We start from the raw sequence: 13,862 nt of genomic DNA, 5'->3' as shown, positions 1-13,862 counted from the left end.
CCTGATCGAACACCGATGAGTTTCGAGCGCGGAGGAGGTCTACACCGGTATGAGAAAACTGATCTATGGGATCGGTGTGTCCCTGGACGGCTACATCAACGATCGCGACGGCAAGATCGACTGGACCGACCCGGACGACGAACTGCACCAGTTCCACAACGACCGATACCGCGAGCTCGAGATCGGGCTGCACGGCAGACGCCTGTACGAGCTGATGGCGGAGTACTGGCCGCACGTGCCCGCGGACGCGCCGCCCATCCAGCGGGATTTCGGCGCCCTGTGGACCGCCAAACCGAAGGTGGTGTTCTCGCGCACGCTGCCGAAGGTCGGCTGGAACAGCACCCTGGTCAGCGAGAACGCCGTCGAGGTGGTCCGCGAACTCAAGACGGGCGGCGACGGGGTCATGGAGGTGGGTGGCGCGACCCTCGCCGCCACCCTCATGCCGCACGGGCTCATCGACGAGTACCAGCTCTACGTCTCGCCGATGATCCTCGGCGGCGGCACACCCATGTTCCCGCCGCTGGATCAGCGGATTCCGCTGCGCCTGGTCGAGACGCGACGTTTCGAGACCGCGGTGCTGCTGCGCTACCTCGTCGACTAGCGGAAGTAGGGGTAGTCCTGGACCCAGTGGAAGCCGCGGCCACGCAGGGTGAAGCTGTCGGGGTCGATGCGTCGCAGGGAGATCTCCACGGGGCGGTCGTGCAGTGTTCCCCGGAGGGACAGGTCGTCGGCGTGCCGGTCCGCGGTGAGCGTCGCGAAGGGTCGGTCGTCTTCGGTGGTGAGGACGAGCTGGCCGCCGGGGCGGAATTCGGCCCGCACGGTGACCAGTTCGCCGCTCATGTGCTGGTAGGTCGCCGCTCCCGGTCGATCGAAAACCACACGCCGCCAGCGGGTTTCGTCGGTGGTGAGCGGCGGGATCGGGTTCCCGGCGACGGTGAGATCGCGGACCTCCCAGATCCCGTACAGCTCGGAGCGGGGGCTGGCGGCACCGTATTGCTCCTGCCAGACGACCCAGCGGTCGTAGCCGCTGCCCAGCGCGACCCAGAGTCCGAGAGCCGCCACGAGCCAGGCCGCGCGGCGGTCGCGGCGTTCGTCGGGGAACAGGGCCGGTGGACGCAGTGGTGCGCACGCGCGTTGTCGCACGAACAGGTCCGTCAGCGCGCGCAGGTACGGGGCGAGCAGGATCAGGCTGATCAGCAGCAGGTGGAAGGAGAGCAGCTTCTCCGGGATGTCGAAGGTCAGGTTCAGCAGCAGGATCTGCGCGGTGCTCGCCAGGGTGAGCGCGGCACCCAGCACGGCGGTTCGGGAGACGAACAGCAGCAGTCCCGCGGTGACCTCGACGGCACCGAGCGTCATCTGATAGGCGGGGGAGCTGCCGACCTGCAACCACAGCACCGACGCCGGGCTGAGGTCGCCGTAGGGCTGCACCAACTGCGCGAGACTCGGCGCGGGCATCTGGGTGGGGATCAGTTTGGCGAATCCGAAGCCGATCATCTGTCCGCCCAGGCACACCCGGAGGAACAGGGTGAACCAGGCCGACAGCCGCGGTGTCGGGGTGCGCGCGGCCACGGCGGTCCACCCGGTCGCCACCAGCGCGGCGACCACCAGCAGGCACAGCACCAGCACCCAGATCGCGGTCTGGTCACCGGCTCCCGAATCCATGCGCAGGGTCGCGTCGACGCCGAAGAACACGCGACCCACCCAGCCGGTGAGCGGGTCGGTGAACGGAATGTTCCACGGCCCGGGGAACTCCCGGATCCAGCGCCCGGCGATCCCGAGCAGCGCGAAGGGGATGTAGGTCGTGAGCAGGCAGTACAGGCCGAAGTAGACGAAACAGAAGCGGAACGCGACTGTGCCCCAGAGGCCCGGATTCGTGTGGGCGACAGGTGTTCTCGTGTCGATCACCACCGCATCCTCGGATCTTCGGTGGGGTCGGCGTACGGGTCCGGGCAGCCCTCGTCGACGGCCGAGGGACGCAGTTCGTAGTGCCACGGCTCGTTGACGTAGGTCTGGCACAGGCCGTAGGCGGCGCCGTGGCGCGACAGCCAGGTCGTGGCCTCGGCGAGACCGAGGTCGACCGCGTCGCCCGAGACGTGCGCCGAGCGGTCGGGGGTGGCGACCCAGCGGGCCGCCTCGGCTTCGGAACCGTACTTCGCGATCGCGTCGCGCAGGAGTTGTCGCTGGTCCGCCGCGGTGCGCCAGCCGCTGGTGACGACGAGGTCGATGCCGTCGGCGCGGGCGTCGGTGGCCGCCTGGCGCAGGGCGGCGAGGAGGTCGGGATCGAGGTTGGCCACGGTCGGGAGGTCGTCGGTGAACACGCTGGCGACCGGGGTGTCGGGGGCGTCGAGCGGGAAATCGACGAAAGGCGCCTTGTGGAACGCGAGGGTGTCCGGCATCCGGTCCGCGACGATCGCGGTCGTCGCCGCGCCGAGTGCCAGGACCGCGACGGCGATCGCCCAGCGGCGCCGACCGATCTGTGCTGGTGGGTGAGGTTTCATACCCCGAGTCAAGAGCGGCGCGTGTTGCCGGGCCGTACCCGGATTTCGATACGCGGACCATAGGTCCCGGTGCCTAGCATCGGAGTATGCGTGTGCTCATCGTCGAGGACGAGCCGTATCTGGCCGAGGCCATCCGGGACGGACTGCGCCTGGCCGCGATCGCCGCCGACATCGCCGGGGACGGGGACACCGCGCTGGAACTGCTCGACGTCAACAGCTACGACATCGCCGTCCTCGACCGTGACATCCCCGGTCCGACCGGCGACGAGATCGCCGCGCGCATCGTCGCCTCCGGCCGAGGGACACCGATCCTCATGCTCACCGCCGCCGACCGCCTCGACGACAAGGCGAGCGGTTTCGAACTCGGCGCCGACGACTACCTCACCAAGCCGTTCGCGCTGCGTGAGCTGGTGCTGCGGTTGCGCGCCCTGGATCGCCGCCGCGCCCACCACCGGCCACCGGTGCGCGAGATCGCGGGCTTACGGGTGGACCCGTTCCGCCGCGAGGTCTACCGCGACGGCCGCTACATCGCACTCACCCGCAAGCAGTTCGCGGTATTGGAGGTGCTCGTCGCGGCCGAGGGCGGGGTCGTGAGCGCGGAGGAACTGCTGGAACGGGCCTGGGACGAGAACGCCGACCCGTTCACCAACGCGGTGCGGATCACCGTGTCGGCGTTGCGCAAACGCCTCGGCGAGCCGTGGGTCATCGCGACGGTCGCCGGGGTCGGCTACCACATCGACCCGGGTACCGAGCATGGTTAGGCCCCCTGGTCTCAGCGTTCGCCTCAAGCTCACGCTGAGCTACGCGGGATTCATCATGGTCGCGGGAGTCCTGCTGCTGGTGGGCGTGCTGGTGTTCTACCTGTACTTTCTGCCCGACGGGTGGCTCTACGCCCCGACCGGGGAATTCCTGATCGACCGGGCGCTGCTGCTGCGTTCCTTCGCGCCGTTCATGGCCGTGGTGCTGATCGGTCTGCTGGTGTTCGGGTTGCTGGGTGGCTGGCTGCTCGCGGGCTGGATGCTGGCCCCGCTGGCCCGCATCACCGCCGCGACCCGGACGGCCGCCGATGGGTCACTGGCGCACCGGATCCGGCTGCCGGGCCGCCGCGACGAGTTGCGTGAGCTCGCCGACACCTTCGACACCATGCTGGCTCGGCTGGAAGCGCACGTCGGTGAGACACAGCGTTTCGCGGCGAACGCCTCCCACGAACTGCGCACCCCGCTGGCCATCACGAAAACGCTGCTGGACGTGGCCGCCGCCGACCCCGCCCGCGACAGCGCCGCGCTCATCGAGCGATTGTCCGCGGCCAATGCCAGGGCCATCGACCTCACCGAAGCGCTCCTGCTGCTCAGCAGGGCGGGCCGACCGTCCACCACCGGGGAACTCGTCGACCTGTCGCTCGTCGCGGAGGAAGCCACCGAAACGCTGCTGGCGCTGGCCGAGGGGCACGGCGTCACGCTCGACACCGGCGGCGAGCGGGCGCTGGTCCTCGGTTCGCACGCGCTGCTGTTGCAGCTCACCACCAATCTCGTGCACAACGCGATCGTCCACAATCTCGCCGAGCGCGGCACCGTGTGGGTCACCACCGGCGCGGACCCGGGCGGGGTCGCGCTCACGGTCGAGAACACCGGCGCACCGCTGCGTCCGGAGCTCGTCGCGATCCTGGTCGAACCGTTCCAGCGCGGCACCGACCGCGCCCGCGCCCACCACAGCGGTGTCGGTCTCGGTCTCGCCATCGTCGACAGCATCACCCGCGCGCACGCCGGGACCCTGACTTTGACGCCGCGTGCGGCGGGCGGACTCCGGGTCACCGTGCGGCTCCCGGTGCCGCCGGTGCGTCCGCTCAGGTCGTGAGAGTGCCCGCGCCGATGGCCAGGTAGGCCGTCATCGCGACGAACAGGAACCACCCGGCGCCCTGCCACGACCGCCAGCTGCGGTCCGCCCGGTACCGCCGGAACGTCTGGACGAACGCGCCCAGGCCACCGGCCAGCAGGACCAGGGCGGGGCCGAAGAGCACGGCGGTCTTCGCCGCGTCGTCGCACAGGCGGCTCTCCGCGCTCGCGCAGGCGTCGCGGTTCGCCGCCCACACGGCGGCGAGCGCGCACACCACGGCGGCCACCGCGATCACCGTCAGGCCGTAGATCACGGCCTGACGGAAGGTCCGATCGTCGGGCTCACGCATGTCGTCGGCCAACGCTGGCACCTCCCGGGCACTGGGCTGCGGGTCCTCTTTCCATCAGAGCACACGCCGGGCGAACACGCGACGATCACCGGACACGGGGTCCGGTGATCGTCAGCGGATGCGGCGCGGGATCAGCGTGCGAAGGCGGGCAGGGTGCCGCGACGCTCGTAGGCGATCCAGGCGAAGATCGCGGCGAGCACCAGCGGGAAGATCGCCATGGCGGGCAGCTCGGCGATGAAAGCCTGTGTGGCGGCGGCCAGAACGGTGAGCACCGACAGACCGGCGGCGGCCGCGGCGCTCAGACGCGGCACCATCAGGCCGATCCCGCCCGCCACCTCCGCGACACCGATGAAGACCAGCAGGCCGAGCGGGATGGTGACGTTCGCGGGCGGGTTCTCCATCAGGGTGTGCGGGATGACGAGCTTCGGGCCACCCGACGCGATGACGAAGAACAGGCCGAGCACGATCTGCAGGGTCCACAGCACGCGGTTGCGGATCTTGCCCGGGCGGTAGGCGGCGGTGTCGGTGACGGCGGCGGAAGCGGTGGTGGTGGTCATGTCGTGTCCTTCGGATCGGTGCGCCGGGTGGGTGGCGCGGTTATCGGTTAGGACGGGGCGTCGCCGGAGAATTCATCGGCCGGGTATCACCGGAGTTTCGGGGGCGCATCGAAGCGGCGACAGCCTCGGTTCCCGGCGCTCACCGGAGCGCACAGAGCCTAGGCTCGGCCTGGCCGCGATCGTCTCATTCGAGGAGGTTCGTCATGCCGAAGTACCTGTGGCGGGTCAGCTATCTCCAGGACGGGGCCGAAGGGCTCCTCGCGCAGGGCGGCAGTGCGCGCCGCGCCGCGATCACCGAGATGGTCGAGAGCGTCGGGGGCGAAGTGGAGGCGTGTTATTTCGCCTTCGGGGAGGACGATCTGTTCGTCATCGGTGACGTCCCCGACGACGTCGCCGCCGCCGCGCTCGCCATCCGTACCGCGGCCGCCGGTGCCGCCGTCTCCCACACGATCGGCTTGCTGACGCCGGAACAGATCGACGCAGCGGTGGCGCGGGAAGTGACCTACCGCCCGCCCGAGTAGGTCGTCGCCATGGCGACTGTCGCCGAGAATCTGCTCCTGTTGCTCGCGCGGATCGTCGTCGGGATCGCGTTCTTCGCGAGTTCGCGCAACAAATTCCGCGATATGCGCGAATTCTCGACGAAGAACGCGGTGCCGCTCCCGGCCGCGTACTTCGTGGCGACCGCCGAAATGCTCGGCGCGATCGGTGTGGTGCTCGGTATTCTCGCGCCGATCGCGGCCGCCGGAGTGATGCTGCTCATGCTCGCGACCATCTCGCTGCATATTCTGAAGTGGCACAGCCCATACTGGGCCAGCAGTGGTGGCTGGGAATACGATTTGATGCTGTTCACCCTCGCGGGCACGATACTGGTGTTCGGCGCCGGTGCGGTGTCGGTGGATGAACTCGTCTTTCGGTGAGTGTGCTCACAGAACAGAATTCGGTCACGACGTCCGATCCGGCGATCTACCGGCGCCACCGCTGTTCCGTCACCGGGAAGGTGAGAATTCCCTGTGTATTCACGTGCGGGTTCTCCGTAAGAATTCAGTAAGGTCGAATATCGTGACGGCCTCATCGAAAGGGGCCGCAGGGGTGTTGGAAGGAGTGCGGAAATGAGTCGTTCGGGGCCTGGATACGAGGCGTGCCGGGACGCGATCGAACTCGCCGTGCGCGCGCCCTCGGTGCACAACACCCAGCCCTGGCGCTGGTGGGTGGGCACCGACCGGGTCGACCTGTTCGCGGACTTCGGGGCCCGGCTCACGGCCACCGATCCGCTGGCTCGCGCGCTCATGGTCAGCTGCGGTGCCGCGCTGCACCACCTCGATGTCGCCTTCGCCATGCTCGGCTGGCGCGCCGACATCGCGCGGCTGCCCGATCCCGACCGCCCCGACCATCTCGCCACCGTCCGTCTCACCCCGCATTCGCCCTCGGCCGCCGAGATCCGGCGGGCCGCGGCCATCCTGGAGCGCCGCTCCGATCGACGCCGTTTCCCCGGGCCGCCGGTTCCGGCCGCCGACCTGCGCGCGGTCACGCGCTGCGCGAGCCGGTACGGCTCGGCGGCACGGCACGTCCCTGACCAGTTGCTGCCCGGCCTCGCCGCGCCCATGCGCCGCGCCGCCGTTCGACACGCGGCCGACCCGGAGTACCTGGCCGAGCTGGCCCAGTGGAGCGGCTGCCGCGGCGCCTCGACGGGGGTGCCCGCCCGCAACGCCACCGCCGCCCGCTCCTCCGACGACATGCCGGTGCGGACCTTCGCGGGCGCGGAGCTGCGCGAATTCACCGACGCGCCCGACTCGGCCCGCTGGCTCGTCGTCTGCACGCCCCGCGACCACCGCCTCGCGCAGCTGCGCGCCGGGGAGGCGACCAGCGCCATGCTGCTCGAGGCCACCGCGCGCGGCCTGGCCACCAGCCTGCAATCCGAGCCGCTGGGCATGCTGGACCTGCGCGCGGAGATCCGCTCCACCGTGCTGCAGGAATGCGCGTATCCGCACGTCATGATCCGGGTGGGCACCATGCCGTACGCGGCGGCGCCCCTCGAGTCGACGCCACGACGTCCGGTCGACGAGGTGCTCGAGGCCGCCTGACTACCGGTCCAGGTGCAGGGTCGGAATCCGGATCACCGTCCACACCGCGAGCGCGGTGGCAGCCAGGACGTGCAGCAGGTAGATCGCGCACACCGGGACGATCCCGTACTCGGCCATCCACTGCCCCAACGGGATCAGCGCGACGAGATCCGCGGCGAGCATGAGCAGCGCCAGCAGCAGACCCGGACCGGCCCACGCGGGAACCGGCGCCTCGGTCGCGGATGCCGTGTCGAGCGCAGCGATGGCGGGAGCCGAGCCGGGGAGAGCGGGGATGTCGGTGACCATGGCGTCCTAGGGGATTCGGTACGGATCCGGCCTGCGTCAGCGCGCGGTGCGGGTGCCACGTATTTGCTGACCTGTCACATGTTCGAGGCGACGCCCGCTCCGGATCGGTCACACGGCGAAAGATCTCGCCGCGCTCACCTCGGCGGCTTGACCTTCGCGACGGGCCGGTGGCCGTGCGGGCCGAACAGGTGCAGGATCTCCACGGCGTCGCCCTCGGCGGGCCCGAACCAGTGCGGGATCAGCGGATCGAACTCGGCGGTCTCACCCGGACCGAGCAGGTGCTCGTCGTCCCCGAGCAGCAACCGCAGTGTCCCGGCGAGCACGAACAACCAGGCGTGGCCCGCGTGCGACACCAGCCGTGGTTCGCGCGGCCCGAGCACGTGCTTGAACACCTGGACGCGGCCCGGATAGCCGGTCAGCGGCACCACGACGCCGCCGCTGGCATGGTGCTGGGGCCGCAGGTGCATCCGCGGATCGCCGGTGTCGGGCGCGGACACCAGCTGGTCCAGGGCCACCCGGTAGAGCTTGGCCAGCGGCAGCAGCAGGTCGAGGGTGGGTTGGCGGTGCCCGGTCTCGAGGCGCGACAGCGTGCTCACCGACAGCCCCGACCGCGCGGCGACAGTAGCCAGCGCGAGTCCGCGTTCGCGGCGCAGCGCCCGCAGCCGTGGGCCGATGGCCGCCACGATCTCCGCCGTCTCCGCATCCATGCCCGCCATGTTTGCAGATTCCGCAAAACTTCTGGGCTCGCGGGTTCTCCGCTCGGCACCATCGACGCGACCCGGCGAGCGGCCGGGAAGTGGAGAGGTGGTCCGGTGACGGAGACGATCGCGGCGGGGATGCCCGCCCTCAGCACACGCGAACGGTGGACGGTGTTGGCGACCTGCGCGCTGGCGCTGTTCCTGGTGGGGTTGGACACGACCATCGTCACGGTCGGCCTGGCCGAGATCGGCCACGGACTCGACGTGGACGCCGACCGCCTCGCGTGGGTGATCGACGCCTACACCGTGACGTTCGCGAGCCTGTTGATCACCGCCGGAGCCCTGGCGGACCGGTTCGGCCGACGGCGGGTCTTCCGGATCGGGCTGGTCGTGTTCGCCGTGTCCTCGCTGGCCTGCGCCCTGGCGCCCTCGCTGGGTGTGCTGGTGGCCGCGCGGGTGGCGCAGGGCGTGGGCGCGTCGATGCTCACGCCGGTGGCGCTGGCCATCGTGGTGAACGCGATGCCCGATCCCCGGGAGCGGGCGCGAGCGATCGGGGTGTGGGGCGCGATGTTCGGGTTGAGCATGGCGGTGGGCCCGGTGACCGGCGGTGCGTTGATCGCGCTGTTCGACTGGCGGGCGGTGTTCTGGATCAATGTGCCCGTGGTCGTGGTGGCGATCCTGCTGGTCCGCGCGGTGGTGCCGGAATCGCGGGGCACCGTGGTGCGGCGGCTCGACCTACCCGGACAGGTGCTGCTGGTCGCGCTGCTGTGGATCGCGGTGACGGTGCTGATCGAAGGTCCGCGCCTCGGTTGGACCACTCCGGCGGCGATCGCCGGGTACGGCCTGCTGGCCGTGCTGACGGTGGCGTTCGTGCGGGTCGAGTCGCGCACCGCGACACCGCTGATCGAGCCGAGCCTGTTCCTGGTTCCGCGCTTCGCCGGGGCGATCGTCGGCGCGGTCGCCGTCTTCGTCGCCTTCAGCATGACCCTGCTGATGACCACGCTGTTCCTCCAGCAGGCACAGGACTGGAGTCCCGCCACGGCGGGCGCGGCCACCTTACCGATGGCGCTGGCCGCCACGATCTGCGCGCCGCTGTCCGGCTATCTGGTCGGCAGGCTCGGCCCACGCCTGCCGCTGCTGCTGGCGGGCGGCTGCCTCGGGGCGGGCGGGGGACTGTTGCTCGGGCTCGGCACCGGGATGAATCTGCCGCTGTTGCTGGCCGCTTACCTGCTCGTGGGGGCGGGGGTGGGTTTCGCCAACGCGCCCATCACGAACACCGCCGTCAGCGGGCTGCCGCCGGAACGGGCCGGGGTCGCCGGGGGGACGGCGTCCACCGCCCGGCAACTCGGTATAGCCCTGGGTGTCGCGCTGGCGGCCAGCCTGGTCGCCGATGTCGCCCCGGACCGGTTCGCCGCGGCCGCGATGCCCGGCTGGGTGATCGTCACCGCCTGCGGGGCGGTCCTGGCGGTGGTCGCCCTCGCCTGTTCCTATCGGCCCGCGTCGTGACGCAGGTCGGGGCGCGCCATCCAGTCGGCACTGTCGATCGTGACGCCACGGACCTCGCCCGCGATCTTCTTCATCACGCCCGGCTCGAAGAGCTCGCGCGAACTGCTGGTGATCGTGCCGGTGGGGTCGAGCACGGCGTCCCAGCGACCGGCCAGGCGCGCGTTCACCTCGTCGACCACCCGCAGCCGCACCCGATCCCAACTCAGGGCCGGGGGGATGTCGTGCACGGTGCCGGTGCACAGCCAGTCGTCCAGCGTCATCCCGAACAGTTCCGGCCAGTCGTCGGTGTAGGTGGTGCTCATGTCGACGATCGTAGGTCGGGCGCCGAAATCGGCAGCAGGGCAGGGGTATTCGCGCGAATCCGGGGCGGCGTGTCGGCGGGGTCGGTGTAGGCGGGGGATCGGGGTGGTACGACTGTGACGACCAGGTTCTGCATCCGGACGGAAGGAACGCGCATGTCACTCGGTGGGAAGACGCTGCGAACGGTAGCCGCGGCCGCGGTATTGGCCGGTACGGGGCTGGCGGTGGCGCCGGTCGCCACCGCCGACGGCGGACTGCTCGACGACGCGATCACCCTGACCAGTGCCGGAGTGTGCGTGGGGCACATCCACTTCGAGACCGTCTTCGGCACGGAGACCCCGTACTTCGGCCTGATCAGCGCCCTGCACGGGCTGGGCCCCTGCTCGGTCGAAGCCGCCGTGCACTGGCGCAATCTCGACACCGGCGCCAGTGGCACCGTGCGGCACCGGATCTACGGAACCGTCGGCACCCAGATCGAATTCGATCCGGGACCCGGGCGCATCACCGGCACCATCACCACCGACGCGCCGCACAAGCCGGGGTCCTTCGAGTTCCAGCGGCAGGGTTCGTAGGGAAGCTCTTGCGGCCGGAGGCGCGCTAAGGTAAGCCTAGGCTTATCCGTCGCGTGAAAGGAATCTCCTTGTCCCTCGTGATTCTGTTCGGGTCCGAACTCGGTACGTCCGAGGCCGTGGCCGAGCACCTCGCCGATCAGGTGGCGTTCGACGGCGCGGTGTCGGTCTACGACATGGCCGACTTCGACCCGCGCGACCTGGACGGCGTCGAGTTCCTGATCGTCGTCTGCTCGACCTACGGCGACGGCGAACTGCCCACGGCCGGTGAGGCTTTCTTCGACCGCGTCGAGATCGTGCGGCCCGACCTCACCGGCCTGCGCTTCGCGGTCTTCGGCCTCGGGGATTCGGTCTACGGCGACACCTTCAATCGCGGCGGCGAACTTGCGGCCGAGAAGCTCGCGGCCCGCGGTGCCGTCCAGGTGGGCGAGCACGCCCGCCACGACGCCTCGACCGAGATCAAGCCCCGCGAGCTGGCCAGCCGCTGGGTGCGCACGCTGCCGATCCGCACCCTGATCGCCTCCTAGTCAGCCGGTGACGGCGCCGTGCGCGGCCGAGCTCACCAGCTTGCGGTACTTGGCCAGCACGCCCGAGGTGTACTTCGGCGGCAGCGGCTCGAAACCCACCGCGCGGGCGGCGAGTTCGTCCGCGTCGACCTCGACATCGAGACGGCGCCCGGCGACATCGAGGACGATCGGGTCGCCGTCGCGGACGAAGGCGATGGGTCCGCCGTCCACGGCCTCCGGCGCCACGTGCCCCACGCACAGGCCGGTGGTGCCGCCGGAGAACCGGCCGTCGGTGAGCAGCAGGACGTCTTTGCCCAGCCCGGCGCCCTTGATGGCGCCGGTGATGGCGAGCATCTCGCGCATGCCGGGCCCACCCTTGGGCCCCTCGTAGCGGATGACCACCACATCGCCCGCGACGATCGTGCCGTCCTCGAGCGCGTCCATCGCGGCGCGTTCGCCGTCGAACACCCGGGCCGTGCCACGGAAGACGTCGGAGTCGAAGCCCGCGCTCTTCACGACGGCGCCTTCGGGTGCGAGCGAGCCGTGCAGGATGGTGAGCCCGCCGGTGCGGTGGATCGGGTGGTCCAGCGGCCGGATGACCTCACCGTCGAGCCCGAGGTCGATGTCGGCGAGGTTCTCGGCCATGGTCCGGCCGGTGACGGTCATGACGTCACCGTGCAGCAGACCCGCGTCCAGTAGTGCCTTGAGCACCACGGGGATTCCGCCGACCTTGTCCACGTCGTTCATGACGAACCGGCCGAACGGCTTGAGATCGCCCAGATGCGGCACCCGCTCGCCGACCCGGTTGAAATCGGCGAGGGTCAGGTCCACCCCGGCCTCGCGGGCGATGGCCAGCAGGTGCAGCACCGCGTTGGTCGACCCGCCCAGCGCCATGACGATGGTGATGGCGTTCTCGAACGCCTCCATGGTCATGATGTCGCGGGCGGTGATGCCCCGGCGCAGCAGTTCGACCACGGCCTCACCGGACTTGCGCGCGTACTCGTCGCGGCGGCGGTCCGGGGCGGGCGGGGCCGCCGAGCCGGGCAGGCTCATACCGAGTGCCTCGGCCACCGAGGCCATGGTGTTGGCGGTGTACATGCCGCCGCACGCGCCCTCGCCCGGGCAGATCGCGCGCTCGATCTTGTCGACCTCCTCGCGGCTGATCAGTCCCTTGAGACAGGCACCGACGGCCTCGAACGCGTCGATGATGGTGACATCGCGACCGTCGACATTGCCGGGCATGATCGACCCGGCGTAGAGGAACACACTCGACAGGTCCAGCCGCGCGGCGGCCATGAGCATGCCGGGCAGGCTCTTGTCGCAGCCCGCCAGCAGCACCGAGCCGTCCAGACGCTCGGCCATCATCACCGTCTCCACCGAGTCGGCGATGATCTCGCGGCTGACCAGCGAGAAGTGCATGCCCTCGTGGCCCATCGAGATGCCGTCCGACACCGAGATGGTGCCGAATTCGAGCGGATAGCCGCCCGCGGCGTGGACGCCTTCCTTGACGGCCTTGGCCAGCCGGTCCAGGGACAGGTTGCACGGGGTGATCTCGTTCCAACTGGACGCGACACCGATCTGCGGTTTCGCCCAGTCGTCGTCACCCATGCCGACCGCGCGCAGCATGCCGCGGGCGGCGGTTTTCTCGAGGCCGTCGGTGACATCACGGGAGCGGGGCTTGATATCGACCGGCTTGTCGGTGTCGTGTGCCATCACGTCAGCCTACGGGCCCCGCGATCAGGGCAGCGTCCAGAACACACGCGTCACCGCGTAGAAGAACGCGGCCGCCAGGGTCAGGAAACCGAGCGAACAGAGCAGGCCGACCAGTTCGGTGCGTGGTGCGTGGCCGCTCGATGTCATCCAGAATCCCAGCGCGCGGTTGACGATCGGCATCACCACCCAGGTGAGCAGGGCGACCGAGAGGATATTGCCGACCAGCAGACTGATCCACAGGGGGGCGTCCGGCCAGAGTTCGTCGATGGCCAGGGTCAGGATCACCACCGTCGGATACAGGCCGACGAGTACCGACAACGCCGTTTTCCAGGCCGCGGGGCCGGTGTTCTCGGCGGTCGTGGCGGGGGGAAACCAGGAGCCGTAGGGATTGGTGATGCGGTGGACCTCGAACTCCCGGAAATCCGGCGCGGCGTCGAGGAGTTCCCGGCGCTGCGGTGAATCGAGCCAGCGTTGGAGATTCTCGGCGGAGGTGAACGAATAGATGACCGTCCATTCGTTCTGCACGCCCGGGATCGGTCGGTGCAGCGCGGACCCGCGAAATCCCTGGAAGGTGCGTTCGGCCTCGGTCACCCGGTCCTGCCAGGCGACGAACTCCGCTTCCCGGTCGGGCGCGACCGGATGCGCGACGACGACGGTCGCCACCGCCTCGTCCGGCTCGTCGACCAGGACGTGCTGGGTGGAAGGCTGCGCGAAGAAGCCGCTGCCGCGGGCGAGGAGTTCGTCGCGGGTGTCGGAGCCGAGCCAGTGTTTCAGGTGGTCCAGGTCGTCGAAGCGGTAGACCACCGACCACGCCGACGCCGCGTCGCCGGGCGGGGTCACCTCGGCGCCGAGAAAGCCCGGATAGTGTGCGGCGGCATCGTTGACCTGGGTCTGCCAGCGCTGGAACTCGGCCTCCCGACCGGGTCGCGGATGCTGGGTGATGACCACGGTCGCCGGGGCGGACATC

The 13,862-nt window shown here is 70.1% G+C and carries 18 protein-coding genes; 9 read left to right on the top strand and 9 right to left on the bottom strand.

Annotated features, from left to right (window positions below):
• Window positions 1-49: 49 nt before the first annotated feature.
• A complete protein-coding gene (locus QC180_RS10805) occupies window positions 50-601 on the top strand; it encodes a dihydrofolate reductase family protein (protein WP_278262516.1) in 552 nt (183 codons plus the stop codon).
• On the opposite strand, the gene QC180_RS10800 is transcribed toward QC180_RS10805, so the two are convergent.
• Both QC180_RS10800 and QC180_RS10795 read right to left on the bottom strand, forming a co-directional pair.
• On the bottom strand, window positions 598-1,902 hold the full coding sequence (locus tag QC180_RS10800; protein WP_278262583.1) for a DoxX family protein: 1,305 nt from the start codon (window positions 1,900-1,902) through the stop codon (window positions 598-600). The genes QC180_RS10805 and QC180_RS10800 overlap by 4 nt on opposite strands.
• The gene (locus tag QC180_RS10795; RefSeq protein WP_278262515.1) at window positions 1,902-2,498 is read right to left on the bottom strand and encodes a M15 family metallopeptidase; all 597 of its coding nucleotides are present in this window, start codon (window positions 2,496-2,498) and stop codon (window positions 1,902-1,904) included. Before QC180_RS10795 ends, QC180_RS10800 begins: the two co-directional genes overlap by 1 nt.
• 86 nt (window positions 2,499-2,584) lie before the next feature.
• Here QC180_RS10795 and QC180_RS10790 point away from each other — a divergent pair, with 86 nt between their 5' ends.
• Window positions 2,585-3,259, top strand: a complete 675-nt coding sequence (locus QC180_RS10790; RefSeq protein WP_278262514.1) for a response regulator transcription factor — start codon at window positions 2,585-2,587, stop codon at window positions 3,257-3,259.
• On the top strand, window positions 3,252-4,352 hold the full coding sequence (locus tag QC180_RS10785; protein WP_278262513.1) for a sensor histidine kinase: 1,101 nt from the start codon (window positions 3,252-3,254) through the stop codon (window positions 4,350-4,352). Before QC180_RS10790 ends, QC180_RS10785 begins: the two co-directional genes overlap by 8 nt.
• Here QC180_RS10785 and QC180_RS10780 read toward each other — a convergent pair.
• On the bottom strand, window positions 4,342-4,692 hold the full coding sequence (locus tag QC180_RS10780) for a hypothetical protein (protein ID WP_278262512.1): 351 nt from the start codon (window positions 4,690-4,692) through the stop codon (window positions 4,342-4,344). The genes QC180_RS10785 and QC180_RS10780 overlap by 11 nt on opposite strands.
• A gap of 119 nt (window positions 4,693-4,811) precedes the next feature.
• Window positions 4,812-5,237 (bottom strand): DoxX family protein, encoded by a 426-nt coding sequence (locus QC180_RS10775; protein WP_278262511.1) that lies wholly within the window; start codon window positions 5,235-5,237, stop codon window positions 4,812-4,814.
• 203 nt (window positions 5,238-5,440) lie between these two features.
• Here QC180_RS10775 and QC180_RS10770 point away from each other — a divergent pair, with 203 nt between their 5' ends.
• The 3 genes from QC180_RS10770 to QC180_RS10760 all read left to right on the top strand — a co-directional run bounded on the left by QC180_RS10770 (window position 5,441) and on the right by QC180_RS10760 (window position 7,318).
• Window positions 5,441-5,758 (top strand): GYD domain-containing protein, encoded by a 318-nt coding sequence (locus tag QC180_RS10770; RefSeq protein WP_278262510.1) that lies wholly within the window; start codon window positions 5,441-5,443, stop codon window positions 5,756-5,758.
• Between the two features lie 9 nt (window positions 5,759-5,767).
• A complete protein-coding gene (locus QC180_RS10765) occupies window positions 5,768-6,154 on the top strand; it encodes a DoxX family protein (protein ID WP_278262509.1) in 387 nt (128 codons plus the stop codon).
• 192 nt (window positions 6,155-6,346) lie between these two features.
• A complete protein-coding gene (locus QC180_RS10760; protein WP_278262508.1) occupies window positions 6,347-7,318 on the top strand; it encodes an Acg family FMN-binding oxidoreductase in 972 nt (323 codons plus the stop codon).
• Here QC180_RS10760 and QC180_RS10755 read toward each other — a convergent pair whose 3' ends face one another.
• Window positions 7,319-7,603, bottom strand: a complete 285-nt coding sequence (locus tag QC180_RS10755) for a hypothetical protein (protein WP_278262507.1) — start codon at window positions 7,601-7,603, stop codon at window positions 7,319-7,321.
• Between the two features lie 134 nt (window positions 7,604-7,737).
• Window positions 7,738-8,310 (bottom strand): helix-turn-helix domain-containing protein, encoded by a 573-nt coding sequence (locus QC180_RS10750; RefSeq protein WP_278262506.1) that lies wholly within the window; start codon window positions 8,308-8,310, stop codon window positions 7,738-7,740.
• A 105-nt stretch (window positions 8,311-8,415) separates the two neighbouring features.
• Here QC180_RS10750 and QC180_RS10745 point away from each other — a divergent pair, with 105 nt between their 5' ends.
• Window positions 8,416-9,807, top strand: coding sequence for an MFS transporter (locus QC180_RS10745; protein WP_278262505.1), 1,392 nt, complete (start codon window positions 8,416-8,418; stop codon window positions 9,805-9,807).
• On the opposite strand, the gene QC180_RS10740 is transcribed toward QC180_RS10745, so the two are convergent.
• Window positions 9,789-10,109 carry a hypothetical protein gene (locus tag QC180_RS10740; RefSeq protein ID WP_278262504.1) on the bottom strand — a complete coding sequence of 107 codons (321 nt, stop codon included), beginning with the start codon at window positions 10,107-10,109 and terminating at the stop codon, window positions 9,789-9,791. The genes QC180_RS10745 and QC180_RS10740 overlap by 19 nt on opposite strands.
• Window positions 10,110-10,262: 153 nt before the next feature.
• On the opposite strand from QC180_RS10740, the gene QC180_RS10735 reads away from it, so the two are divergent.
• Window positions 10,263-10,679 (top strand): hypothetical protein, encoded by a 417-nt coding sequence (locus tag QC180_RS10735; protein ID WP_278262503.1) that lies wholly within the window; start codon window positions 10,263-10,265, stop codon window positions 10,677-10,679.
• A gap of 68 nt (window positions 10,680-10,747) precedes the next feature.
• Window positions 10,748-11,203, top strand: coding sequence for a flavodoxin domain-containing protein (locus QC180_RS10730; RefSeq protein ID WP_278262502.1), 456 nt, complete (start codon window positions 10,748-10,750; stop codon window positions 11,201-11,203).
• Here QC180_RS10730 and ilvD read toward each other — a convergent pair whose 3' ends face one another.
• Both ilvD and QC180_RS10720 read right to left on the bottom strand, forming a co-directional pair.
• Window positions 11,204-12,895: a dihydroxy-acid dehydratase gene (gene ilvD / locus QC180_RS10725; RefSeq protein ID WP_278262501.1), complete on the bottom strand. Its 1,692-nt coding sequence runs from the start codon at window positions 12,893-12,895 to the stop codon at window positions 11,204-11,206.
• Window positions 12,896-12,919: 24 nt separating this feature from the next.
• Entirely contained in the window at window positions 12,920-13,861 is a 942-nt protein-coding gene (locus QC180_RS10720; protein ID WP_278262500.1) for an antibiotic biosynthesis monooxygenase, read from the bottom strand.
• Window position 13,862: the final 1 nt, after the last annotated feature.

The organism is Nocardia anocheti, assembly GCF_029675105.1.
Lineage (GTDB): Bacteria > Actinomycetota > Actinomycetes > Mycobacteriales > Mycobacteriaceae > Nocardia.
The sequence above is the reverse complement of the archived record's forward strand: the minus strand, read 5'-3'. Positions and strand labels throughout refer to the sequence as shown.